This window comes from Bacillus sp. FSL R5-0447, assembly GCF_038606125.1.
GTDB classification, from domain to species: domain Bacteria; phylum Bacillota; class Bacilli; order Bacillales; family Bacillaceae; genus Bacillus; species Bacillus velezensis.
In genome coordinates this window covers 995,001-1,019,053 of sequence record NZ_CP152012.1, presented here as the reverse complement: position 1 = coordinate 1,019,053, position 24,053 = coordinate 995,001, and the positions used below count along the sequence as shown (strand labels likewise).

Below are 24,053 nucleotides of genomic sequence, written 5' to 3'. Positions count from 1 at the left end.
ATTACGTTTTGTATCATATCATCCATATGAGCATCGTGCAAGCTAAGCGCTTAAAAAGGCGGGTGAATACCCGCCTTCACTGCCGGCATTTCCCCGGAAATGAATCCGCAGAAAGCGCCCGCCGTCAATTATCCGCCTTGCGACGTCATCAGACTGTCGCTTTATTTCCTCTTGCAAAATGGTCGTTTCCCATTGCTTCACCCAGTCTGCGCTCAAGCTTTTTAGTCCGTTCATTCTGAAACGGCAGAAGCGGAAACACGAGTTCAGCCAGATAATAAGCTTCTTCCAGATGCGGGTAGCCTGAAAAGATAAACGACTCAATGCCGAGTGCCTGATACTCTAAAATTCGAGCAGCGACAGTCTGCGGATCACCGACAAGCGCCGTGCCCGCTCCGCCTCTGACCAGTCCGATGCCGGCCCAGAGATTCGGGCTGATCTCAAGCTTCGAGCGGTCACCGTTATGGAGATCGGCCATCCGTTTTTGTCCCGAAGAATCAGCGCGCCGAAGCGCAGCCTGCGCTTTCGCAATCGTCTCTTCGTCTAAGTGGCTGATTAATCGATCAGCCGCTTCCCATGCCTCTTCCTCAGTCTCCCGGACAATCACGTGAAGTCTGATGCCAAAACGCATCGTCCTTCCTTCCTTGGCAGCCTGTTTTTTAACGGTTTCAATCTTTTCTTTTACCTGCTCCGGCGGCTCTCCCCATGTTAAATAGACATCTGTATGTTTCGCCGCAGCTTCAATTCCCGCCTGTGATGAACCGCCGAAATATAATGGCGGATGCGGAGACTGCTTTGGCGGAAACAGCAGATTGCTGTTTTCCACTTTGATATGGTCCCCTTCATATGTCACCGTTTCGCCCCGCATGAGTCCGCGCCAGACGGTTAAAAATTCTTCAGTCGCCTTATAACGTTCATCGTGGCTGATAAACATGCCGTCTCCCGCCAGTTCATAAGGATCTCCGCCCGCTACGACATTTACGAGCAAACGGCCGTCTGACAGCCGGTCCATTGTCGACGCCATTCTCGCGGCGACAGACGGCTGCATCAGTCCCGGACGGACCGCCACTAAAAATTTCAAGTCACTCGTTTCCCCCGCTAAAGCGGCAGCCGTCAGCCACGGGTCTTCACATGATCTCCCCGTCGGCAGCAGAACCCCCGTATAACCGAGTCTGTCCGCCGCCTGTGCCACTTGCTTAAAATAAAGATGATCCGCCGTTCTCCCTCCCGTTTGCGTCCCTAAATACCGGCCGTCACCATGCGTCGGAATAAACCAAAGAATCTCCATATGAATCTCTCCTTTTTTAATAGGTTACCCTTCATAACTGTTCCGCCATTTTAATAGTTTCCGTTCGAGCATTCTGACCAATGCATCTGTCAGCTTGCCGACAGCCGCAAAAATGATAATGCCGACAAACACCTTATTTGTCTGTGAAAATTGTCTGGCATCCATAATCATATAACCGACGCCCTCGCTCGATCCCATCAGTTCCGCCACCACGAGACCGAGCCACGCAATGCCTAGAGAGAGCCTGATGCCGAGCAGGATATTCGGCAGAGATGCCGGAAGAATTAATTTCGTCATCTGCTGATACCAGTTAAATTCCAGCACCCGCGCGACGTCAAACAGCTTCGCGTCCACACTGCGGATTCCGAGAAACGTATTAATGTACACGGGGAAAAATGCCCCTAATGCGATCAGCAGAATTTTTGATGTCTCATCAAACCCGAACCACAAAATAAACAGAGGAGTCACGGCCAAGTGCGGAACCGTTCTGAGCATTTGAAGAGACGGATCTAGATATGCTTCCGTCCGCTTTGAGAAACCGACCAGCAGCCCGAAAACAAGTCCGAGGCCCGCGCCAAGCAGAAATCCGGCAGCCGCCCGGTATAAGCTGATCTCTAAATGACCCCAAAGTTCACCTGAAAGAAGAAGTTCCTGAAACGTCTGCAAGATGACGACAGGTGAGGGGAGCACCGTGGCCGAGACGATGCCCAGACTTGCGATAACCTGCCATACTGCGATAACCGCAGCCGGGAGTACAACCCCTTTCATCCATTGGTATGAATACTTCCGGGATCTTGCCAGAGCTTTCTTTTCTGATTGGCTTATTGCGCCGGCAGCCGTTGATGCTTCTGCTTTCATTACTTGCCACCCCCCGTTTCAAGCGCTTTTTTAATAAATGAATTGTCGACAACGTCTTTTACATGAATTTTCTTATGAATCGCTTTTGTTTGATATTGAAAATCAGCGGTTTCCTGCTGGGCTTTGACAATATCATCATTGATCGGTTCATTGAGAGGCTCAGTATTGTTAAGCACGTTTCTGACGACTTTCGGATCAAGATGTTTGATTTTCGCATATAAGGAGACAGCTTCATCTTTGTGTTCCTTTTGCCATGTAACTGCTTTATTGAACACTTTCAGAAAACGGACCACCTCATCCGGGTGTTCTTTGGAAAATCCCGTTCTGACTAACGTGAAACCGGGAGAATATAAATCTGTGCTTTCTCCGTTCGCCAATATTTCCGCCCCGTGCTGCAGCGTTTCAATCGACAAATACGGCTCCCAAATGGACCATGCGTCAACTGATTTGTTTTCAAAAGCGGAAACCGCCTCATCAGGCTGAAGCTGGATGATGGTGACGTCATCGGCGGAAAGCCCCGCTTTATCTAAAGCTTTATAGAGAAAATCAAAGCCGCTGCTGCCTTTGGCTACAGCGATTTTTTTACCTTTCAATTCTTTCAGGCTCTGAATCCCGCTGCCCTTGTTTACGAGAATGCCGTTTGCCTTTAACCCGTCCTGAGACAGCCCGATCTCTTTAAAATCAATTCCAGCCGCCTGACCGGAAATGACCGGTGAATTGCCGACCTGGGAAAAATCAAGCTTATCGGCGGCAAGACCTTCAAATTGCGGAGGACCGCTTTGGAATTCGACCCATTTTACTTTTATTCCGTCTTTTTTGAAGGCCTCTTCAAACCAGCCTTTTTCCTTGGCAATGAGAAGCGGGCTTAAACTCTGCTGGATGCCGATCCGGATTTCTTTCACCGTTTTCCCGCTCCCCCCTGTCCTGTCTGCACTGCATCCGGCTGACATCATGACTGCTGCGGCTAAAAGAATGATGATTTTTTTCACTTCACTTCGTCCCTTCTATATCCCGGACCCATCCGCAAACCGGAGGTCTTCCGTTTTCTCAAACTCAGAAAGCACCTTCTGCCGGACGGCCTGAAAATCCGCTGAGGTCCGATTGCGCGGATGCGGAAGCTGAATCGGCATCAGGCTGTGCAGCCGGCCGGGCTTTGCCCTGAGGATCGCCAGCTTATCGCCTAAATAGACGGATTCATCAATATCATGCGTGACCAGAATCATCGTCGTTTTTTTCTCGCGCCATATATCAAGCAGCACATCCTGCAAATGTTTTCTCGTAAAAGCGTCAAGCGCCCCGAACGGTTCATCTAAAAGCAGCACCTCCGGCTCGCGCAAAAGGGCTCTGGCGATGGCAACCCGCTGCGACATGCCGCCGGATAATTCGCGCGGATAAGCGTTCTCCGCTCCCTGCAGCCTGACAACCTCAATCAGATCATCCACTTTTTTCCGAACGGCCGGGTCGTTCATATTGAGATCGGCAGCGATGTTTTGTTTTACCGTCAGCCAGGGAAACAGCCGGTGCTCCTGAAAGATAAATCCCTGCCGGATGCCCGGTCCCGACACATTGCGGCCGTTTATTGTGACAGAGCCTTTATAATCGGTATCAAGACCGGCAATCAATTTTAAAAGCGTGCTTTTGCCGCATCCGCTCGGCCCGATGACAGTCAAAAATTCTCCCGATGCAATTGACAGCTCAATATCATTCAGCACCGGCGTTTTCCGGCCTTCATGCTCAAAAGCTTTTTCTTGTATGCTGATGGTTACAGCCATCTGTCTTCCCCTCTCTTTCTGCCGCGTGCGATCGAAAAACAAAAAGGCCCCCATCTCCGATTGCTTGCAGAGATGGGAGCCTTCGGCGGTCCGATCGGCAACCCGTTTGTTTTTAAATTTGAATATCATGTTAATTCAAATTATTCCGACTTGTCAACTGTTTTTTATAAGGATTAAAATACGCCCTCCGGTATAACCCTGCCAGAGAGCGCATCGGCTGTATCACGTATTTACTTCCTTTTCTTGGCGGGCGATTTTCAATAATGTCCGCGCGTTGTTGCCGAAAATGTTCTCTATATCTTCTTCCCGCATATTGATTTCCCGGCAGGTCCTCACCTGCTCCTGAAGATATCTGTATACATATCCTCTCGGAAATCCGTTCGAATCCGTCCCGAAGATGATCCGTTCAGCACCGATTAATTCAGATGTCTTCCGAAACAGAATTTCCAAATCAAGCGGGTACGGCATCCACCTCATCCACTGATTTGAGCCGGACGTGTCAATATACACATTCGGGCAGCTCCAGCACAGCTGCAGCAGTTCCTGATAATATCCGGCGCCGAAATGCGGAATGATGAACGGGATATCAGCATACTCTCTCGCGACGCGATAGATGGAGAGCGGGTTGATGTTGCGATGGCTGACAATGCCCCCCGCTCTTCCTAAAAGCCCGAAGTGAATTAATACAGGCAGCCTTTTGTCAGCCAGATACGTCCACAGCTTTTTCAGCGACGGATCATGAAAATCGATGTCTGTCAGCGGCCCGAACAGTTTATACCCTTTCAGACCGAGCTCTTCTACCGCTCTTTTCAGCTCTTCATACGCATCCTCCCGCTCCAAAGGATGATATGCAAATCCGGTAAATCTCGCGGGATTGGCTTGAATAAACGCCGCCATCCGGTCATTGCTCTCTGCTGTTAAAAAATTCAGCACGTCAATGCCATACTTATCTAATTCATTCTCCCATCTTGTCATCAAAGCGATTTCGCCGTCATCGCCCTCCACATCATGCGGATCAGGAAAATCCCAAGTCAGATTCATTCTTTCTGACCGCTCCCGGTTATAATCGGAAAATGTCTTATCGTTTTTGCCGAAATAAAGGCTGTACGGCAGATGACCGTGAATATCGACAGGTTTAAAATGCTGCCGGAAAAGCATACAATCGCCGCCTCCCTTACCGCCTGACAATAAAAAAAGGCCCTTATCCAGTGAAGAATAAGAGCCTCTTGTGTCCAAGTCAGCGGTTTCTATTTTTTCTCACCTTAAACCCATTATTCCCGTCAGTCAAGTAGGCTTTCAAACCCAAACCCTTTTTTCGATAATAAAAATAATTATTTTATAATCATTATAAAATAATATTGACTTTTTAATGATAGGTGATATTATGTTTTTATAAATCTAAAGAGGTGATCACATGAGTTCAAATAAATTGACAACCAGCTGGGGCGCTCCTGTCGGAGATAACCAAAACTCAATGACGGCCGGCGATCGCGGTCCTGCTTTAATACAAGACGTCCATCTGCTTGAGAAATTGGCGCACTTTAACAGAGAACGCGTTCCCGAGCGTGTCGTTCACGCAAAAGGCGCGGGCGCACACGGTTATTTTGAAGTCACAAATGACGTTACAAAATATACGAAAGCCGCATTTCTGTCAGAAGTCGGTAAACGCACGCCGCTCTTCATCCGTTTCTCAACCGTTGCGGGCGAACTGGGCTCTAGTGACACAGTGCGCGACCCGCGCGGATTTGCCGTTAAGTTTTATACAGAAGAAGGAAACTACGACATCGTCGGAAACAATACACCCGTGTTCTTCATCCGCGATGCCATCAAGTTCCCTGACTTTATCCATACACAAAAAAGAGATCCGAGAACACATCTGAAAAACCCGACGGCCGTTTGGGATTTCTGGTCTCTGTCACCGGAATCCCTGCACCAGGTAACCATTCTGATGTCAGACCGGGGCATTCCGGCGACTCTTCGCCATATGCACGGATTCGGAAGCCATACATTTAAATGGACAAATGATAAAGGCGAAGGCGTCTGGATCAAATATCACTTTAAAACAGAGCAAGGCGTGAAAAACCTTGATGTTAATACAGCCGCAAAAATCGCGGGCGAAAATCCCGATTACCATACGGAAGATTTGTTCAATGCGATTGAAAACGGCGATTTCCCCGCATGGAAATTATATGTTCAAATCATGCCGTTAGAAGACGCAAACACATATCGCTTTGATCCGTTTGACGTCACAAAAGTATGGTCTCAAAAAGATTATCCGCTGATCGAAGTCGGCCGCATGGTTCTGAACCGCAATCCGGAAAATTACTTTGCGGAAGTAGAACAGGCGACGTTCTCTCCCGGCACATTAGTCCCCGGCGTCGACGTCTCACCTGACAAAATGCTTCAAGGCCGGTTGTTCGCATACCATGACGCGCATCGCTACCGTGTCGGCGCGAACCATCAGGCGCTGCCGATCAACCGTTCCCGCAATGAAGTGAAAAACTATCAGCGTGACGGACAAATGCGTTTTGATGATAACGGCGGCCGCTCCGTCTATTACGAGCCTAACAGCTTCGGCGGCCCGAAAGAGTCACCTGAAGATAAACAGGCGGCATATCCTGTATCAGGTTTCGCAGACAGTGTAAGCTATAATCATCATGATCATTACACACAAGCCGGCGACCTGTACCGCCTGATGAGCGAAGAAGAGCGCGCGCGCCTTGTCGCCAATATCGTCAGTGCGATGAAACCTGTGGAAAAAGAAGAAATTAAGCTGCGCCAGATCGGCCACTTCTACAAAGCTGATCCTGAATACGGCAGACGCGTTGCCGAAGGACTCGGACTGCCATCACCAAAATAACATCAAAAAACCTGCCGGTCTGCCCGGCAGGTTTTTTCTGTTTATTATCAATAAAACCGTTTTTTTCTCAATTATACGAAGTGGCATGCCGCAAAATGATGAAGCCCTTTTTCTGACAGCGCCGGACTTTTCTCAGCACATATCTTCTTGGCTGCCGGGCATCTCGTTCGGAATTTACAGCCTGAAGGCGAATCAGAGGGGCTCGGTATATCACCCTTTAAAATTATCCGCTCCCTTTTCGCTCCGGGATCAGGAACAGGCACGGCTGATAACAGCGCTTTCGTATAAGGGTGAAGCGGCCGTGAAAAGAGCTCCTCCTTTGACGCGTATTCCACAATCGTCCCTAAATACATGATGGCGACCTTCGTACATAAGTGCTCCACCACGCTTAAATCATGAGAAATGAATAAATATGACAGCCCGTGCTGTTTTTGAAGGCTGCTGAACAAATTGATCATCTGCGCCTGGATGGAGACATCTAACGCCGCCACGGGTTCATCCATAATGATAAATTGCGGCTTGAGCGCCATCGCTCTTGCAATCACGATCCGCTGCCGCTGCCCTCCGGAAAATTCATGCGGATAACGGTCGATAAAGTTTGCGGAAAGTCCGCAGGCTTCAAGAACTTCCGCCGCTTTATCACGCGCGTTCCGTTTCACCGCCAATTGATGCTCGATCATCGCTTCACCGATGGCTTCTCCGATCCGGCGCCGGGGATTTAAAGAACTGAACGGATCTTGAAAGATGAGCTGCGCTTCTGATCTGAAAGTTTTGAGCTCGCGCCGGCTCATCCGAAACACATCACGCCCCTGAAAAAACACCTCTCCCTCTGTTTTTTCATGAAGCCTCAAAATGGTCTTGCCGATTGATGACTTTCCGCTGCCCGATTCTCCCGCTAAGCCGAACACTTCTCCCTTTCCTATCGTAAAACTGACACCGTCAACCGCTTTTACGGGATTTTTGCGGGTCTTTCTCATCCCCCCATGCTCCTCGTAATATTTTTTCAGCCCCTTGACCTCCAGCAACACATCACTCATCTGCTTTCTCCTCTCTGTAAAGCCAGCACGCCGCCTGATGCCCCTTCCCGAATTCAGTAAAATGCGGGCTCGATTTCCGGCATATTTCCGTGCTGTGTTCACATCGCTCCGCAAAATAACAAGACGATCCCGACAGGTCCGCAAGCTCGGGGACTTGCCCCGGAATGGTGTACAACATCTCCCTTCTTTGACCGATAACCGGCTTGGCCGCGAGCAGCCCTTTCGTATACGGATGCTTCGGATCAGAAAACAGCTTTGCAACCGGTCCTTCCTCCACAATTTTTCCCGCATACATGACAATCACATAATCAGCCATTTCAGCAACCACGCCAAGGTCATGAGTAATGAATAAAATAGACGTGCGAAATTGCTTTTTCATATCCCGCAATAAATCCAATATCTGCGCCTGAATGGTTACGTCAAGCGCTGTCGTCGGCTCGTCGGCAATGATCAGTTTCGGTTCGCAGCTTAGCGCGACAGCCGTCATGATGCGCTGCAGCATGCCGCCGCTCAGTTCATGAGGATATTGGTGCATAACCTGCTCGGCATGCGGGATCTCCACTAACGTGATCAGTTCAACGGCCCTCCGCCATGCTTCTTTCTTACTCAGCAATAAATGTTCGCGAATCGGTTCGGCCAGCTGCTCACCGATTGTAAATACCGGATTCAAAGATGTCATCGGTTCCTGAAATATCATCCCGATTTCGCTGCCGCGGATTTTCTGCATGTCTTTTGGTTTCAATTCCAACAGGTTCCGTCCGGAAAAATGCACCGCTCCCCGTTCGATTCTCCCCGTCTCGGGAATAAGCTGCATAATGGACAATGACGCCATGCTTTTCCCGCAGCCGGACTCCCCTACAATACAAACCGTTTCCTCCTCATGTATCGTAAAGCTGACATCGTCCACGGCCTTTACCGCCCCCTCCTCAGTATAAAAAGCCGTTTCCAAATGCCTCACTTCTAAAAGCGGTTTTTTCATTTCATTTTCACCTGCCGTTTTACCTTAGGATCAAAAGCGTCTCTTAAACCGTCTCCAAGCAGATGAATCGCCACAACGGTCAGAAAAATGGCCGTTCCCGGCGGAATCCACAGCCACGGACGGAGTGTAAAATCCATAAAATGATTCGCCGCTTCCATCATGTTTCCCCAAGAAGGTGTCGGCGGAGCAACGCCAAGCCCGAGAAAACTCAGCGCCGATTCACTCAGCATCGCTCCCGCCACATGCAAAGTCGCCGCTACCAGTAATAACGGCAATGTATTGGGAAGCAAATGATAGAGGATTTTCCGTTTATCACTAAGCCCCAGAACTTCCGCGGCCATCATAAACGGCTGCTCCTTGAGCGACAAAATCTGTCCGCGTACAAGCCGCGCCAGACCGGGCCATCCGATCAGGCTTAACATCATCATAATCAGGTACATTCTGTATTCAGAAGGCACTTTCCACTCCGACATCACCGCAGCCAAAATCAAAAGCAGCGGCAGTCCCGGGATGGACATGAGCATATCAGCAATACGCATAATGATCATATCAGCGGCTCCCCGATAAAATCCGGCCGCAGCCCCGAGTAAAGAACCGATGACAAGCGACAGCACCATTGAAGCAAGCCCCACGGTCAGAGAAATCTGCCCCGCCAGCATCAGCCTCGTCAGCACATCTCTCCCGTACTGGTCAGTTCCCAGCCAATGATGGATTCCCGGCTGCTGATTGGCATTTGAAATATCCGTCCGATCTGTTATGTACGGAGAAAAAGACGGCCCGATAAAGCACAATAAAAACATAAAACATAAGAAAAGAAGACTGATGACCGTCAGCTTATGCTGCAGCAGGCGGCGGTACGTCTGCTTCCAAAGAGAAGGCGGCGCCCCTTTTTGTTTTTTCATTCCGAACACCCCCTATTTCAGCCTGACCCGCGGATCAACCGCGGCATAAGCGATATCCGCCAAGAAGTTCCCCACAATCGTTAAACAAGACAAAAACAAGGTAAACGCCATCAAAACCGGATAATCACGATAATGCACAGATTCCATCTGAATACGTCCGACACCCGGCCACCCGAAAATCTGTTCAATAATGATGGCTCCGGAAAACAGTCCCGGCAGTTCAAAAGCAAGCAGGGTGATGGCCGGAATGAGCGCGTTTTTCAACGCATGTTTCCAGATGACGGTGCGCTCTTTCAATCCCTTCGCTCTCGCCGTTCTGATATAATCCTGTCTGATCACGTCCAGCATGCCGGAGCGGAAATACCTTGTCAGCGAGCCGATGCCGAGCATAGATAAAATCACGACCGGAAGAATCATATGTCTGGCGGCTTCAAGCACGTACGAAAAACCTGTACTCGTGCTTCCGGTATCAATCATCCCGCCGACGGGCAATATTTTCAAATCCACCCCAAACCACTTAATAAACAGAAGGCTGATAAAAAAAGACGGGAACGCCATGGAAGCAAAAACAAGAAACGTCACGATCCCGTCAAACCATGAGTATTTCCTGACAGCGGATATGACACCCGTTATCATCGCGGCTGACCATGTGACAAGCAACGCCAAAAACGCGACAAAAAACGAATTCCAGACATATTTCCGAAGCAGTGACAGGACGTTCTCCTGATATTTCAAAGAAAACCCAAAATCTCCGCTGAGCACATTTCCGAGCCATGTCACATAGCGCTGCCAAATCGGCTGATCCAGCCCGTAAAGCGCTTTTAACTCCTGCGCTCTTTCAGGAGTCAGGTTTACATTGGAATCAATATAGTCGCCCGGCAGCATGGCGAATAAGAAAAAAATAATAAAGGACGTACCAAATAAGATCACAAGCATTTGAATGAATCGTTCTGCGGCATACCGTTTCACAAAAAGCCTCTCCTTTCCGCTGAAAGGGCAAAATCCCCGGGATGCACCGGGTATTTTGCCCAACCGTTCTATTGAATTGAGACATTTGAGAGACTTGAACTGATTCCAGAATAATTGTCAGGTACAAGCCCTTTTATTTTTCCGCTGACCGCCCTTGCGCTCTGACGGTAATGAATCAGAATGTAAGGCGGGTTTTCCCCGAGCTCCTGGTACAGCTGGTGATAAATCTCTTTTCTTTTGCTGATATCAAGCGTGCCGGCTCCTTTCTCTATCAGCCGGTCCGCTTTCGGATTGGAATACCCCGTTACATTATTGGGATGGCCGGAAGCCAGCTTTTCCACCGTGTCATTCGGATCAAGAATCTGCGAGGTGGAAACGGCGGCAAGGTCATATTGTTTGTCATTTATTTTCGCTACTTCTGTATTAAAATCCATCACTTCCGGTTTTAATGAGATTCCGATGTCCGCGTAATTTTCTTTCGCGATCGGGATGAAATCATCATCCGCTTTAGACGTGTAATAGCTGATTTCAAGCTTTTTGCCGTTTTTTTCACGTACACCGTCTTTGCCCGTTTTCCAGCCCGCTTCATCGAGAAGCTTTCTGGCTTTTTCAGGGTTAAACGCGTATCGATTGACATCTTTGTCATCATAAGCCCACGAAACCGGAGACACCGGCACATTCGCGACTTCTCCGTAGCGTTTAAAGCGGACATCGACGATTTTTTGACGGTCAAGTCCGTAAATAAGCGCCTGGGACACTTTCTTATCTTGAAAAGGCGGACGCTTGTGATTGACGTACACAAGCCCGTAATCATTCACGACAGATACGCTTATATTGGCAAAACCGAGACTTTTTAAATGCTGAACCGTATCATCATCAGGTGAAAAAGAAGCGTAATCTAGGTCACCCGTTTCAAACAGCTGAAGGGAAGTTGACGGATCGATAATTTTATAAATCAGCTTTTCGGTTTTTGGTTTTCCGGCATAATAGTGTTCATTAGCCTGATAGCGTATTTCCTGTCCCGGAAGATATTCTGTAAATTGATAAGGTCCCGCTCCGAGCGGTTTGGCATAAAGCTCTTTTAAATAGTCCAGTTTGCCGAATTGATATTTCTTTCCGTAGTAGGCTTCTGACAGCACCTGGCCGCCTAAAAGAAGCAGCGACTTCGCACTGACTTTCTCAGTCGTGATTTGAATGGTTCTGTCATCAAGGAGGCGAATGCCCTCTATCGTCTTTGCCTTTCCTTCTTTGTAAGCCTTACCGCCTTTAATATAGGCCATGGTGATATCTTCATAGCCCGCGTATGCAGGATCATGCAGCAGTGTTAAAGTGAATGCGGCATCCTTTGCGGTCAGCGGTGAACCGTCGCTGAAAACGAGATTTTTTCTTAAACGGAACGTGTATGTAAGCTGATCTTTGGAAATTTTCCAGCTTTCCGCAAGAGCCGGGGCAGGCTTCCCCGTTTTATCCAGTTTGACTAACGGTTCAAAAATAGGATCTGTCGCATTTCCGTCCCAGCCGTTTTCGTAAAAGTACGGCAGAAACACACCGCCCGGCGCGGAAATCCCAGCAACAAAAGTGTCAGTTCTGGCTTTCGATTTAGCGGGAATGGCCGCCGGATGAGAAGCTTTAAATTCCTTTGTCTTGACATGGGCAATACGTGTTTCTTCCTTTTTATCCACCGCAGATGACGGTTCTTCCCCGGCGCTCCCTAACGCGCACCCTGATAACATGATGGATACCGACAGCGCGAGTACCGTTGTTTTTATCCTCCATTTTCTCTCCTTCATCTTTATCGAACCCCCGCATGCTTTTCATCTATCTTTATATAAATCTGCTCCATCTGTTCCTCATTTCTCATAATCTCCCGTTTGTTTTTCTCTACAAGCAGTTCGAAATTCAATGTGTATTTTCTGTACTTTTTTCGTTTTTTGCTCTTTTTGCGTACATGTGATACCTTTTTTAACGCCACTTTTATCCCTCCGCTTTTCATTTCATTCATGACTTTCACGCAAAAAAGGCCCTTATCTGTTTAAAAGATAAGAGCCTTCGGTGATCCGATCAGCCATCGTTTGGAAATATGTAATGATTATGTTAATTCATACAATCCCTACCTGTCAACTATAATTTAAAATATCGTTTCCTTCCGGGGGTTTTCCTCATACACTCTCTCATTTTTCCGCATATGCTAGAAAACATAGCAGAGTACAAGTGAAAGTGAGTGAGAATGTGGAAAAGACAACATTGACCGGTCGCATCGTCAAAAAAGATGACCCGGACTATAATGCTGCAAGAACCAATATCAATTTAAGCCTGCAAAGATATCCAGACATCATTGTGTTTTGTCAAAACAAACATGACGCCCTCAATGCGGTGAGATGGGCACGTGAGAACAATGTGCCTTTCCGTATCAGAGGCGGAAGACACAGCTACGAAAATTTTTCCCTGTTAAATGACGGACTAGTCATTGATCTCAGTGAAATGAAGAAAATAAGAGTAAATGAGGATAAGCGGCTGGTCTCGATTGAAGCGGGAGCCGAATTGGGGGAAGTCTACCGGACACTCTGGCGGTACGGCTTGACCCTTCCTGCGGGAACCATTGCGAATGTGGGAATCACAGGGCTGACGCTCGGGGGAGGAATCGGATATTTAACAAGGACAGCCGGACTTACTTGCGATCGTCTCCTCCAGCTCGAAATGATCATAGCGGACGAAAAAGCGGGTGCTGACTTGATCACAGTCAACCGCTCAAAGCACTCTGATCTATTTTGGGCATCTCAGGGCGGAGGGGGAGGCAACTTCGGCATTGTCACATCCATGATGTTTAAAGCCGTGCCGATCTCGTGCGTGTCTGTTTTTTCTGTCACTTGGGGCTGGGATGATTTTGAGGAAGTATTTAACACATGGCAGCGCTGGGCTCCATTTACAGACAACCGGCTTACCTCATCAATTCAGTTTTGGCCTAAGGAAGTAAACCGCATAGAAGCGCTCGGTCAATTTACCGGGACAAAGGATGAGCTGAAAGAACTGCTGGCTCCGTTAATGAAAGCGGGAAAACCGGCAAGCGGCATGGTCAAGACAGTGCCATTTATTAAAGCGGCAGCCTTTTTTAACAGCCCGGGAGGCAATCAGCCGCAAAAGATGAAGCGGTCAGGATCCTTTATTGAAAAACCATTATCAACACGCGCGATTTCCACTTTAAAGCGCTATTTAGAGCACGCTCCGAACGAAAACGCCAGTGTGTGGCAGCAATCTCTCGGCGGGGCGGCCGGACGGATCGCTCCTGACCAAACGGCATTCTACTATCGCAACGCAATCATTGCCCAAGAATATATTACAACTTGGACATCTGCTGAAGAAGAAAGACAAAATGTCCGCTGGATCGAAGGACTGAGAACGTCCCTATCAAGAGAAACGATGGGAGATTACGTGAATTGGCCTGATAGAGAAATCAGAAACTGGCTGCAAACGTATTACGGAGAAAATGTTCACCGCCTCCGTCAAGTCAAAACGAAATACGATCCGGAAAATATATTCCGCTTTGAACAGAGCATTCCGCCGCTTCGCCGTTCACCGTTTTTCTAAAAAAGATGAAGATGGGCAAACTCCATCTTCATCTTTTCTTTTATTGATATAAACGGCTTCCCTTCTCTGCAAACTCTTTTGCTTTTTCTTTCAGCCCTTCGTTGACGGCCTCGTCTTCAGTAAGTCCGTTTTCCTTCGCATAATCACGAATATCCTGAGAAATTCTCATACTGCAGAACTTCGGACCGCACATCGAACAGAAGTGAGCCGTTTTTGCGCCTTCAGCCGGCAGCGTTTCATCATGATATTCCATTGCTCTTTCAGGATCAAGCGACAAATGAAATTGATCACGCCACCGGAATTCAAACCGCGCCTTAGACAGAGCATCGTCACGGATCTGTGCACCCGGATGCCCTTTAGCAAGGTCTGCGGCATGTGCCGCGATTTTGTACGTGATGACACCTTCTCTTACATCATCACGATTCGGCAGCCCCAAATGCTCCTTCGGCGTGACATAGCAAAGCATCGCCGTCCCGTACCAGCCGATCATCGCCGCGCCGATTGCTGAAGTAATGTGGTCATAACCCGGAGCGATATCCGTCGTTAATGGTCCGAGCGTGTAAAAAGGCGCCTCTTTACAAATTTCCAGCTGCTTGTCCATGTTTTCCTTAATTTTATGCATCGGCACATGACCCGGTCCTTCGATCATCACTTGCACATCGTGCTTCCACGCAATCTCCGTCAATTCTCCGAGAGTTTCCAATTCCGCAAACTGCGCTTCATCATTGGCATCCGCAATCGAACCGGGGCGAAGCCCGTCACCAAGAGAAAAAGCGATATCATAGGTTTTCATAATTTCACAAATGTCTTCAAAATGCGTGTACAGAAAGCTTTCCTGATGATGAGCCAGGCACCATTGCGCCATAATTGCCCCGCCGCGGGATACGATTCCCGTCGTGCGTTTAGCCGTTAACGGGACGTAACGAAGCAGTACGCCGGCATGGATGGTGAAATAATCCACGCCCTGCTCCGCCTGCTCAATCAATGTGTCACGATAAATGTCCCACGTTAAATCCTCGGCAATGCCATTTACTTTTTCAAGCGCCTGATATATCGGCACCGTCCCCACAGGCACGGGGCAGTTGCGGATAATCCATTCACGCGTCGTATGAATGTCTTTTCCCGTGGATAAGTCCATCATCGTATCGGCGCCCCAGCGAATCGCCCACGTCATTTTTTCGACTTCTTCTTCGATAGAAGATGTAACAGCCGAGTTGCCGATATTGGCATTGATTTTCACATGAAAATTCCGGCCGATAATCATCGGCTCGCTTTCCGGGTGGTTGACGTTAGAAGGAATAATCGCCCGGCCGCTCGCCACCTCTTCCCTGACAAATTCGGGAGACACATGCTCACGTATTGCGATAAACTCCATTTCCGGCGTAATGATGCCTTTTCTCGCATAATGCAATTGTGTTACATTTTTCCCCGGCTTGGCCCGAAGCGGTTTCCGCTGTAGGCCGGGGTATTCGGCGGCACGGCCCTCTTTTTTATAGCCGTTGTCTTCAGGTCTCACGGTCCGGCCGTTATATTCTTCTACATCTCCGCGCCCGGTAATCCACTTTGTGCGGAGCGCCCCCAGCCCTTCATGAATATCAATCTGTACATCTGGGTCTGTATACGGCCCGCTCGTATCATAAACACGGACCGGCGCATTCTCCTCTTCCCCGAATGCCCCCGTAGTCGCACTCAGGCTGATTTCCCGCATCGGCACTCGTATATCGGGCGAAGAACCTTCTGCATAAACCTTTTTACTGCCGGAAAAACTCGACATAATGGAAATGTTCGCTTGCTGTACTGATTGATTTTGCATACAAATCTCTCCTTTATCATTTGAATAACAGAACCAAGCTCAGCACCAGCACAAAAAAACCGGGTTCAAAGAAGAACCCGGTTTTGCAGTCAGAAAGAAACTATTATTGTTTTCATCAACAATAATAAAACCTTTACTTCCCCACGCTGGTACGAACCAGATCAGGTCCAAAGGGTTAAGAAGCCGCCGCTTCTCTCTCAGCCCGCTCAGACGGGCACCCCCAGTAACTATTGATTTCGCTCTCATCGTAACATAAGTTGTGTACAAAAAAAAGCATATTATCAAAATTCAGATAACGGTAAGGTCATAAGCTCTGTTTCCCGAACGCCTTTTTCGGTATTAAAAACCCGATAACCCTTTGCGGTTTCCCGGGAGGAGACAGCCCGGAACAGCTGACCGTCTTTATAATGAAGCGCAGCGCCGTCATCAGCGGCATAGCCCTCCCTGAGTTTCTTTTCTGAAATCAGACGGTGATACACCGGCCGGCGCTCCGCTTCTCCGTCATAGTGCGGACAAAAGCTTCCCCGCAAAAATCCTAAAGCTCTTAACTCTCTCAAATCTCCAGCTGAATCCGTCACTCCTTCTTCATACCAGCAAATCGCCCCGGCGCTGAGACCCGCCAACATGATGCCGTTTTCCCAAGCCTCACGAAGAATAAGGTCAAGCCCCCACTCTTTCCATAAGACAAGCATATTGCGCGTATTTCCGCCGCCGACATATATAATATCTTTCTTCATGAGAAAGGATCTGAGATCAGAACCCGGCGGTTTAAACAGCGACAAGTGATCCGGCTCACACCGCAGCTTTTGAAAGGCCTGATAAAACCTGCCGATATAATTCTCCGAATCTCCGCTTGCCGTCGGCAAAAAACAAATTTTCGGCTTTGACCGCGCCGACTGCTCTAAAATATACTGATCCAGCACAAGATGATCCGGCTCCATGGAAAAGCCCCCGCCGCCCATTGCAATAATCTGCTTCAATGTCATCACCTCTTTTTTCCTCTAGTATAACAGCTCATAAAAAGGCGTTACCCCCCATTCCGGATACCGCCTTTAAAAAGTATTTGTTATCTGAAAAATGAAAACGCACCGTATAACACAACGGAGATCCCCGCGGCGATAAGCGCCGGAACAAGCTTCGAACGGGCATACTTCACAACATCGATCCCCAACACCGTACAGGTTGTCACCGTATTATCACTGAGAGGAGAAGCAAACGCTCCAAATGTTCCGCTCGCAAACACGGCCCCGATCGCTAATAATAAACTGGTATGTGACTGAACCGCCAGCGTTACGCCGAGCGGCATTAAAAGCCCCCAAGTCCCCCAGGATGACCCGATAAAATAGGATATAACAGCCCCCAGTATAAAAAGAGACGGCGCAATAAACATATGAGGGATCCATGACGTTAAATGAGAAGTAACATATTTCGAGAATCCCAGATCTTCAGATACTGCTGTTACGACCCAAATCAGCGATAACATAATAATAACGTTGACCAATTCGTTTCCGCCCTTAATAAAATGGGTAACAAGCTCGCCTGCATGAAAACGCTGAAACATAAAAAGAGCAAATGCTGCAATAACCGCTGCCAATAATGCGGTTAACATGACGCCAAGCATATCGCTTTTGATAAAAGCATTCAAAAACCCTTGTGCTTTTGAATGGCCGTCCCACCAGCTGAGAAAGAGTGTTAATAGCAAAAACAGCCCGATCGGGAATGATTAAATTCCAAGGCCGAATCGGTGTTTCCTTAATATAAGCACGGTGCGCCGAATCCAGCTCCTCCTGCTGGTCAGCATGCTCATCACTTTCGAACATTCCCGTATGTCCATCGTGAATATCTGAAATCGTCCCTGTTTCCATGTTGAATGAACCTGAGCCTTTTGAAAGCAACACACCGCTGTTCCGCGGAATCGGTTCCGTATTTTTGTTATGTTTGCGAGCAGAAGTTTGTCCGCTCTTTTCTGTTTTTTCTAAGCTTTCGTCCGCTTTTTGTTTCTTAAAAAAGCAGTAATAAATTCCGACTACTATAATCACAATGGAGAAAAATTGAAGGGAATACTTTTCACATACACCGTGAAAGCCGGCTGATCTATTCCTGACGTTTTAAGGGCCTGTCCGATAATGGAAACCATGTAGCCGACAAATGCCGTTGCTATCGGAATCAAGGCAATGACAGGGTTTGCCGTAAACTCAATGGCATACGCAATTTTCTGTTTCGACAGGTCCAGACGCTTGCTTAAAGCTTTCATGATCGGTGCAATTGTGACGATGCGAAAGTCCGGTTCACTGAACGTGCCAAATGTCGACAGCCATGCAAGCAGCATCGCACCTTTTTTGGTTTTAACTTTTTTACTGATCAAACGGACGAATCCTTTTATCCCGCCGGTCAGCTTTATAATCCCTACAAGGCCGGCAAATGAATATAGAAACACAATGATTCTAATATTATTGGTGACGACAATGTTACTGATGACATATTGAACCATATGTTCAATCCCGCCAAGCAAGCTGGGATGCAAAAGATAGCTTCCGACCAGCAAACCGACAAACAGACCGGACTGCACTTGCTTTGTAATGATTGAAATGGGAATGACCAGAATAAATGGGATAAGACAAGCCCAAGTCCCTTCCATAAAAACACCTCTTTCAAAGAACTTTTTGTTAGTATCTTTGAAAAAAGCGGATTTAGACAATCTGCACGCGTATCATGTTTTCACAAGCCTTGGAGGATATTTTCACACAAAAAAAAAAAGCTTCTACATATTGTAGAAGCCTTTGTATACCGGTGGCCGGGGTCGAACCGGCACTCCAGAAGGAACACGATTTTGAGTCGTGCGCGTCTGCCAATTCCGCCACACCGGCATGATATATATGTTCAATCAGTTGGTATCACTGAATTTGAACCTATAAAATAATCCAACTTCCTATCAAGTTGATACGACTAATTTTGATCATTTAGGTTCGTTTCAACTGACATTAAATAATATACCACAGGAATTTTCCGTTGTAAAGGAGAATTTCTGTTTTTTTATCTTTTCAGTCCAACATCTTTATTCTTTCTGTTTTTTACTTCTTCCATTTTTGAATAAAAACTTTCCTCTAAATCAATATCAAAATAATTAGCGAACTTAGTAATATAAGCCAAACAATCTGCAAATTCTTTACCCAGTTCTTCCTTGATTGAAGCCTTAGCTATTTCAAACGCTTTATCCTCTTCGAACCTTCATTGATTAAAGTGTTTGTCATATTAAATGCTTTACGTAGCTCTTCGGCTATCTCTGCGACTTCGGTAGTAAGTAGCATATAATTATTTAATAAGGAAGATTTTGTTCTCTTATAATCACCTGTTTTAATTTTCCAGTTCATTTCATCTTGATATTGTTTAGAAAACTCTTGTAGTTTTTCCATTATGTCACCTCATTTTTCACATCTATATTATATATTATTCTACATGATTAAAAGTATTAAAAAACCACTATTAATTAGTGAGTTTACGTTTTTCTTCCTAATATAAATGAATCAAAATAGCTTATCAAGATTATTTTCCTTAATATAATTGTTTTTGCGGTTGCAGCAGAAACTTCATCTGAATACTTTCTTAAGAAAATTTACTATTCATTTATTCATTCCTTTAACCCAGCTTACAACTAGGAAACTTTGATTACAAAACTGCTTAAATAGAACTCTTTGTCAAAATTGAGTTTTTCGTATTGATCAAATAAGTTGAGCTCAATCATAGGCATGTGCCGCTAGGACTTCACTCTTATAGGTTCCCAACCTAGTTTGCTTGTAATCATATTCCGTATCTTCGCTTTCCAAGTATGAATGATTCTAAAAAGGAATACTACTTTGAATTGACTTGTATGTACCTGAGATTCGTGAACTGTCTTTAATCATCTCACATTCAAATTCAGAAATCTAGCGAAGATTTTTTTGAACAGTTACCAGAACCTGATGATATGTCAATTGACTTAGAAATTGAAATGAACTGCTCCCAATGATTCAAATTCAACAGTCGGAATAAGCAAGTGACTCATATTCTTCCTAAACGGTTCCAGTTTTGAATATGACCACTCACCTAACACCCGTTAATTACCATTTATGTTAATTTCCCATCGGACCCTTCTCTTTCTTTTTAGGTGAAGATTCTTTCTAGGTCGATTAAGTATGCTTGACAATACTGATGAATCGTCTTCTTCGGCTTTTCATTGTGGTTTATAGTAGAGACACGGACCATATCCATATGTTTTCATGTTTCTCTAGCTCCTTCCTACGGATTATATCGCTGAAGCAGTCGTGAGACCTGCCTACAAAATATCACACTTTTCTCTTGTGAATATTTGTATTAGGTGTTAGGATTTTATTACAAATGTTTTAAATTGGGGGGAACGTATTGACGAAACAGACAAAGAACAAATACGTTGATTTTATTTCTGACCAACATCTCTTTAATTGTATCCAAGTTCTATACACAAAATATGAAAATGCAAAACAGGAATTTACAATAAAAAAGTTTTATAACAACATGATTGACCCGATTAAACTTTTATTTGATATGAAGTTTCTAGGGCAATCTCCTGCTGAAAAAATAATGGCTGAAATAAACCGGAAGATAGACAAATCATTGAATAATGCTATTGGTGAATTTCATGAAAATCTGCTCGGTGGAATTGAAGGTTTGGAAAAATTCCCGGTCGGAGAAGGATACGATATTAAAGCAAAAGATGACCTTTTATATGCGGACATTAAAAATAAACATAATACAGTAAAAGGAAGTAATCAAAAAGATTTATATACCGAATTAGAAGCGTATGTATCTGAAGATGAAAATGTCGAAGATAAGGCATATTGGGTACAGATAATTGCTCCAAGTAGTTTCCTTGTTCACTGGAAAATAACCATACATAACAAGGATAATCCGAAGATTTATAAAGCATCTGGTGACAAGTTTTATGAGCTAGTAACAGGGAATCCAAATGCTTTTGCAGAACTATGCGAAGCTCTTCCAAGAACAATTGATGATTTCCTCAAAGAAAAACAGATAACACCACAATCAACAAATAATACGGTTTTCCAAAATATTGCCGAAGCAGCTGAACAATACAATGTAGATATTGTAAGACAATTGTTCAATGAAAACTTCAAACACTATAATGGGTTTCCTTTGTCTAATAAAATAGAGCAGAAATAGTAATAAAAAGGTACCTTAACTCGAATAATTAAGCAGGTACCTTTTTAAAATTTAGTTAGTAACACTGAATATGTTCATTTGTTCCATAACTTCGCGTTCATTTTCATTTACATTATAGTTGATAATATTAGGCGCTACTATCTCATTTAAAGTATGAATCATCGCTAGTCCAACATGACGAGCCAATTCAACAGGAACAGCATTCCCAATTTGTTTATATTGTTCCCCCATTGAACCCTCGAACGCCCAAGAATCAGGGAAACTCTGTATACGTGCATACTCGCGCACAGTGAAAGGTCGAGTCTCTTCAGGATGACAACGCTCTGTCTGTTTCATATCTGGTGCAGTTGTTAATGTTAAACATGGCTCGTCCCAAGAAATACGTCTTGCGATACCAGTTTTACCTCCACCTAAGTAAAAAGAACCTTTCATGTACTCCTTTTGAACCTCAACAGGCAAGTCTCTCCAGTATCCTCCAGGCGGAACCATCTCCATAATCTCGCGTTTACGTTGTGGGTACTGACGGCCTGGTGATTCAGGAACGTTCTGCAATACATCTCGAAGAACTGGTATATAATCACGAGGTGCAGGGAATCTAAACTCTGCTTCAAGGTCTTTACGTACACCGATAATAAAAATTCGCTCTCTTTTTTGGGCAACATTATAGTTCGTAGCCTTTAAAACTTTAAAAGTTACGTTATATCCAATTTCATCGAATACATCCATCATTCCTTGAAGTGTTTTTCCTTTTTCATGACTAACTAGTCCACGCACATTTTCAGCAAGGAACATCTTCGGTCTTAGCTCATTTAATAACTGTGCATACCAATAGAACATCGTTCCTCGTGCATCTTTCAGGCCAAGTTTCCTGCCTGCAAAACTGAAAGCCTGACATGGGTAACCGCCGGATAAGACATCTATTTCTTCATCACCGATGTAGTTTCTTATTCCTTCTTTAACAATATCAGCTATGTCACCTTCAATTACATTTACGTTAGGTCGATTAGTTCTAAGTGAAGCGCAGGCATGCCTATTGAGTTCTAAAGCAGCAGCTGTATCAAAACCGGCTTTCTCTAGCCCCAACATTAAACCACCTGCGCCCGCAAATACTTCTAATACTTTATAAGGACGAATTGGAAGGATCTCATTATTTACTACGTCTATAAAATTATCTCCAGCTTCCCTTTCTCTATAATCGATTTGCTGTCTTTCTCTCACTTCTAGGTCTGTTGGAGTAACTCCAAAAAAGCTGCATAAATCAAATAATTCTTCTTGAGAAGATACTTTTCCAGAATTGATTATTTCATTTAGCCTATCCTCAGTAATTCCTAATTTCTCACCCCACTCTTTTTTGCCTTCAAAGTCTGCTTCTTCTACTAGGGTTCTTAGCGTCTCAACTTTAATCTCCATTGGATACAGAACTCCTCTCTACAAACATACGTTCTTATATCTTTATTCTACCTTTATAGTCGATTTCCTTCAAATAAATATTAGATTTCAAATTTTAATTTTACCACAAAATTTATCGAATTGTGATAGATAAAACTTACCTATTTTTTTTGGTGCTGAAATAACCCTTCAATCACCGAAGCAATAAAAAAATGATCTACATAAGTAGATCATTGATATGATTATATTTTAAAACAAACATGTAAGTAAAACTGGTGCCGAGGGCCGGACTTGAACCGGCACGGTAGTCACCTACCGCAGGATTTTAAGTCCTGTGTGTCTGCCAATTCCACCACCCCGGCAATAGAAAGGCGACACCCGGATTCGAACCGGGGATAAAGGTTTTGCAGACCTCTGCCTTACCACTTGGCTATGCCGCCGTAATTTGGAGCGGAAGACGGGATTCGAACCCGCGACCCCCACCTTGGCAAGGTGATGTTCTACCACTGAACTACTTCCGCAACATGTAAAAGAACCTAATACATCTTATGCTGTTGTTTTTAAAAAAATGCAACTGGGCTAGCTGGATTCGAACCAACGCATGACGGAGTCAAAGTCCGTTGCCTTACCGCTTGGCTATAGCCCAATGATAAAATGGGGCGATTGATGGGAATCGAACCCACGAGTGCCAGAGCCACAATCTGGTGCGTTAACCACTTCGCCACAACCGCCATAATCTGAAGATGAATAAATAAAATAGTGGCAGGGGCAGTAGGAATCGAACCCACACCGGAGGTTTTGGAGACCTCTGTTCTACCGTTAAACTATGCCCCTATTTATAAAATGGTGGAGGGGGGCAGATTCGAACTGCCGAACCCTGAGGGAGCGGATTTACAGTCCGCCGCGTTTAGCCACTTCGCTACCCCTCCATCATTTAGAGTGCCGGCCAGAGGACTTGAACCCCCAACCTACTGATTACAAGTCAGTTGCTCTACCAATTGAGCTAGACCGGCAAATGGTGGCTCGGGACGGAATCGAACCGCCGACACACGGATTTTCAGTCCGTTGCTCTACCAACTGAGCTACCGAGCCTTTTTATAAATGGCGGTCCGGACGGGACTCGAACCCGCGACCTCCTGCGTGACAGGCAGGCATTCTAACCAACTGAACTACCGGACCATTTTTTTGGTTGCGGGGGCAGGATTTGAACCTGCGACCTTCGGGTTATGAGCCCGACGAGCTACCGAACTGCTCCACCCCGCGATGATAATGGTGGAGGATGACGGGCTCGAACCGCCGACCCTCTGCTTGTAAGGCAGATGCTCTCCCAGCTGAGCTAATCCTCCATCATATAAGTGACCCGTACGGGATTCGAACCCGTGTTACCGCCGTGAAAGGGCGGTGTCTT

The 24,053-nt window shown here is 46.0% G+C and carries 18 protein-coding genes, 14 tRNA genes, 1 pseudogene and 1 riboswitch (1 of these 34 only partly in view); of the genes and pseudogenes, 3 read left to right on the top strand and 30 right to left on the bottom strand.

Annotated features, from left to right (window positions below; translation table 11 throughout):
- Window positions 1–148 precede the first annotated feature (148 nt).
- The 5 genes from ssuD to NYE68_RS05265 all read right to left on the bottom strand — a co-directional run bounded on the left by ssuD (window position 149) and on the right by NYE68_RS05265 (window position 5,073).
- Window positions 149–1,285 carry an FMNH2-dependent alkanesulfonate monooxygenase gene (ssuD, locus tag NYE68_RS05285; RefSeq protein WP_039252247.1) on the bottom strand — a complete coding sequence of 379 codons (1,137 nt, stop codon included), beginning with the start codon at window positions 1,283–1,285 and terminating at the stop codon, window positions 149–151.
- A 24-nt stretch (window positions 1,286–1,309) separates the two neighbouring features.
- Entirely contained in the window at window positions 1,310–2,143 is an 834-nt protein-coding gene (locus NYE68_RS05280; protein ID WP_031378419.1) for an ABC transporter permease, read from the bottom strand.
- Window positions 2,143–3,132, bottom strand: a complete 990-nt coding sequence (locus NYE68_RS05275; protein WP_031378418.1) for an aliphatic sulfonate ABC transporter substrate-binding protein — start codon at window positions 3,130–3,132, stop codon at window positions 2,143–2,145. Before NYE68_RS05275 ends, NYE68_RS05280 begins: the two co-directional genes overlap by 1 nt.
- A 15-nt stretch (window positions 3,133–3,147) precedes the next feature.
- Complete coding sequence (locus NYE68_RS05270) at window positions 3,148–3,915, bottom strand: ABC transporter ATP-binding protein (protein ID WP_014417255.1); 768 nt, start codon at window positions 3,913–3,915, stop codon at window positions 3,148–3,150.
- A 222-nt stretch (window positions 3,916–4,137) separates the two neighbouring features.
- On the bottom strand, window positions 4,138–5,073 hold the full coding sequence (locus tag NYE68_RS05265; RefSeq protein WP_033574447.1) for an amidohydrolase family protein: 936 nt from the start codon (window positions 5,071–5,073) through the stop codon (window positions 4,138–4,140).
- A gap of 256 nt (window positions 5,074–5,329) precedes the next feature.
- Between NYE68_RS05265 and katA the strand changes: the two genes are divergently transcribed.
- On the top strand, window positions 5,330–6,775 hold the full coding sequence (gene katA / locus NYE68_RS05260) for a catalase KatA (RefSeq protein WP_003155420.1): 1,446 nt from the start codon (window positions 5,330–5,332) through the stop codon (window positions 6,773–6,775).
- Window positions 6,776–6,846: 71 nt separating this feature from the next.
- On the opposite strand, the gene NYE68_RS05255 is transcribed toward katA, so the two are convergent.
- From NYE68_RS05255 to NYE68_RS05230, 6 genes are all read right to left on the bottom strand, one after another.
- Window positions 6,847–7,914, bottom strand: a complete 1,068-nt coding sequence (locus NYE68_RS05255) for an ABC transporter ATP-binding protein (protein WP_324636025.1) — start codon at window positions 7,912–7,914, stop codon at window positions 6,847–6,849.
- The gene (locus tag NYE68_RS05250) at window positions 7,805–8,791 is read right to left on the bottom strand and encodes an ABC transporter ATP-binding protein (protein ID WP_033574445.1); all 987 of its coding nucleotides are present in this window, start codon (window positions 8,789–8,791) and stop codon (window positions 7,805–7,807) included. Before NYE68_RS05250 ends, NYE68_RS05255 begins: the two co-directional genes overlap by 110 nt.
- Window positions 8,788–9,693 carry an oligopeptide ABC transporter permease gene (gene opp4C / locus NYE68_RS05245; protein ID WP_033574444.1) on the bottom strand — a complete coding sequence of 302 codons (906 nt, stop codon included), beginning with the start codon at window positions 9,691–9,693 and terminating at the stop codon, window positions 8,788–8,790. The genes NYE68_RS05250 and opp4C overlap by 4 nt, the downstream gene beginning before the upstream one ends.
- Before the next feature lie 12 nt (window positions 9,694–9,705).
- Window positions 9,706–10,662, bottom strand: a complete 957-nt coding sequence (locus NYE68_RS05240) for an ABC transporter permease (RefSeq protein ID WP_039252257.1) — start codon at window positions 10,660–10,662, stop codon at window positions 9,706–9,708.
- A gap of 68 nt (window positions 10,663–10,730) precedes the next feature.
- The gene (locus tag NYE68_RS05235) at window positions 10,731–12,452 is read right to left on the bottom strand and encodes an ABC transporter substrate-binding protein (protein ID WP_324636026.1); all 1,722 of its coding nucleotides are present in this window, start codon (window positions 12,450–12,452) and stop codon (window positions 10,731–10,733) included.
- Between the two features lie 2 nt (window positions 12,453–12,454).
- Window positions 12,455–12,634 (bottom strand): FbpB family small basic protein, encoded by a 180-nt coding sequence (locus tag NYE68_RS05230; RefSeq protein WP_015417079.1) that lies wholly within the window; start codon window positions 12,632–12,634, stop codon window positions 12,455–12,457.
- 257 nt (window positions 12,635–12,891) lie between these two features.
- Here NYE68_RS05230 and NYE68_RS05225 point away from each other — a divergent pair, with 257 nt between their 5' ends.
- Complete coding sequence (locus NYE68_RS05225) at window positions 12,892–14,247, top strand: FAD-binding oxidoreductase (protein WP_025284453.1); 1,356 nt, start codon at window positions 12,892–12,894, stop codon at window positions 14,245–14,247.
- Between the two features lie 40 nt (window positions 14,248–14,287).
- On the opposite strand, the gene thiC is transcribed toward NYE68_RS05225, so the two are convergent.
- The 5 genes and pseudogenes from thiC to NYE68_RS05200 form a co-directional block, all read right to left on the bottom strand.
- Window positions 14,288–16,060 (bottom strand): phosphomethylpyrimidine synthase ThiC, encoded by a 1,773-nt coding sequence (gene thiC / locus NYE68_RS05220; protein WP_015417078.1) that lies wholly within the window; start codon window positions 16,058–16,060, stop codon window positions 14,288–14,290.
- A gap of 121 nt (window positions 16,061–16,181) precedes the next feature.
- Window positions 16,182–16,292, bottom strand: a riboswitch (TPP riboswitch).
- Between the two features lie 49 nt (window positions 16,293–16,341).
- Window positions 16,342–17,040: a Type 1 glutamine amidotransferase-like domain-containing protein gene (locus tag NYE68_RS05215; RefSeq protein ID WP_033574442.1), complete on the bottom strand. Its 699-nt coding sequence runs from the start codon at window positions 17,038–17,040 to the stop codon at window positions 16,342–16,344.
- 86 nt (window positions 17,041–17,126) lie between these two features.
- Window positions 17,127–18,698 (bottom strand): annotated as a pseudogene (locus tag NYE68_RS05210) (Na+/H+ antiporter NhaC family protein).
- A 147-nt stretch (window positions 18,699–18,845) separates the two neighbouring features.
- Window positions 18,846–18,927: transfer RNA gene (locus NYE68_RS05205), tRNA-Leu, on the bottom strand.
- 330 nt (window positions 18,928–19,257) lie between these two features.
- A complete protein-coding gene (locus NYE68_RS05200; RefSeq protein ID WP_324636028.1) occupies window positions 19,258–19,473 on the bottom strand; it encodes a hypothetical protein in 216 nt (71 codons plus the stop codon).
- Between the two features lie 985 nt (window positions 19,474–20,458).
- On the opposite strand from NYE68_RS05200, the gene NYE68_RS05195 reads away from it, so the two are divergent.
- The gene (locus NYE68_RS05195; protein ID WP_015417074.1) at window positions 20,459–21,256 is read left to right on the top strand and encodes an Eco47II family restriction endonuclease; all 798 of its coding nucleotides are present in this window, start codon (window positions 20,459–20,461) and stop codon (window positions 21,254–21,256) included.
- A 51-nt stretch (window positions 21,257–21,307) separates the two neighbouring features.
- Here the strand turns inward: NYE68_RS05195 and NYE68_RS05190 are convergent, their stop codons facing one another.
- From NYE68_RS05190 to NYE68_RS05125, 14 genes are all read right to left on the bottom strand, one after another.
- A complete protein-coding gene (locus tag NYE68_RS05190; RefSeq protein ID WP_015417073.1) occupies window positions 21,308–22,666 on the bottom strand; it encodes a DNA cytosine methyltransferase in 1,359 nt (452 codons plus the stop codon).
- Window positions 22,667–22,918: 252 nt separating this feature from the next.
- Window positions 22,919–23,007 (bottom strand) — tRNA-Leu (locus NYE68_RS05185).
- A gap of 7 nt (window positions 23,008–23,014) precedes the next feature.
- Window positions 23,015–23,085 (bottom strand) — tRNA-Cys (locus NYE68_RS05180).
- A 6-nt stretch (window positions 23,086–23,091) separates the two neighbouring features.
- Window positions 23,092–23,166: transfer RNA gene (locus tag NYE68_RS05175), tRNA-Gly, on the bottom strand.
- A gap of 53 nt (window positions 23,167–23,219) precedes the next feature.
- Window positions 23,220–23,291 (bottom strand) — tRNA-Gln (locus NYE68_RS05170).
- A 9-nt stretch (window positions 23,292–23,300) separates the two neighbouring features.
- Window positions 23,301–23,376: transfer RNA gene (locus tag NYE68_RS05165), tRNA-His, on the bottom strand.
- A 29-nt stretch (window positions 23,377–23,405) separates the two neighbouring features.
- Window positions 23,406–23,479, bottom strand: a tRNA-Trp gene (locus NYE68_RS05160).
- Window positions 23,480–23,489: 10 nt separating this feature from the next.
- A tRNA-Tyr gene (locus tag NYE68_RS05155) sits at window positions 23,490–23,574 on the bottom strand.
- Window positions 23,575–23,585: 11 nt separating this feature from the next.
- Window positions 23,586–23,658: transfer RNA gene (locus NYE68_RS05150), tRNA-Thr, on the bottom strand.
- A gap of 3 nt (window positions 23,659–23,661) precedes the next feature.
- A tRNA-Phe gene (locus NYE68_RS05145) sits at window positions 23,662–23,737 on the bottom strand.
- A gap of 10 nt (window positions 23,738–23,747) precedes the next feature.
- Window positions 23,748–23,824, bottom strand: a tRNA-Asp gene (locus tag NYE68_RS05140).
- Window positions 23,825–23,831: 7 nt separating this feature from the next.
- Window positions 23,832–23,908 (bottom strand) — tRNA-Met (locus tag NYE68_RS05135).
- A gap of 7 nt (window positions 23,909–23,915) precedes the next feature.
- Window positions 23,916–23,991: transfer RNA gene (locus NYE68_RS05130), tRNA-Val, on the bottom strand.
- 10 nt (window positions 23,992–24,001) lie between these two features.
- Window positions 24,002–24,053 (bottom strand) — tRNA-Glu (locus NYE68_RS05125) (it continues 20 nt past the right edge of the window).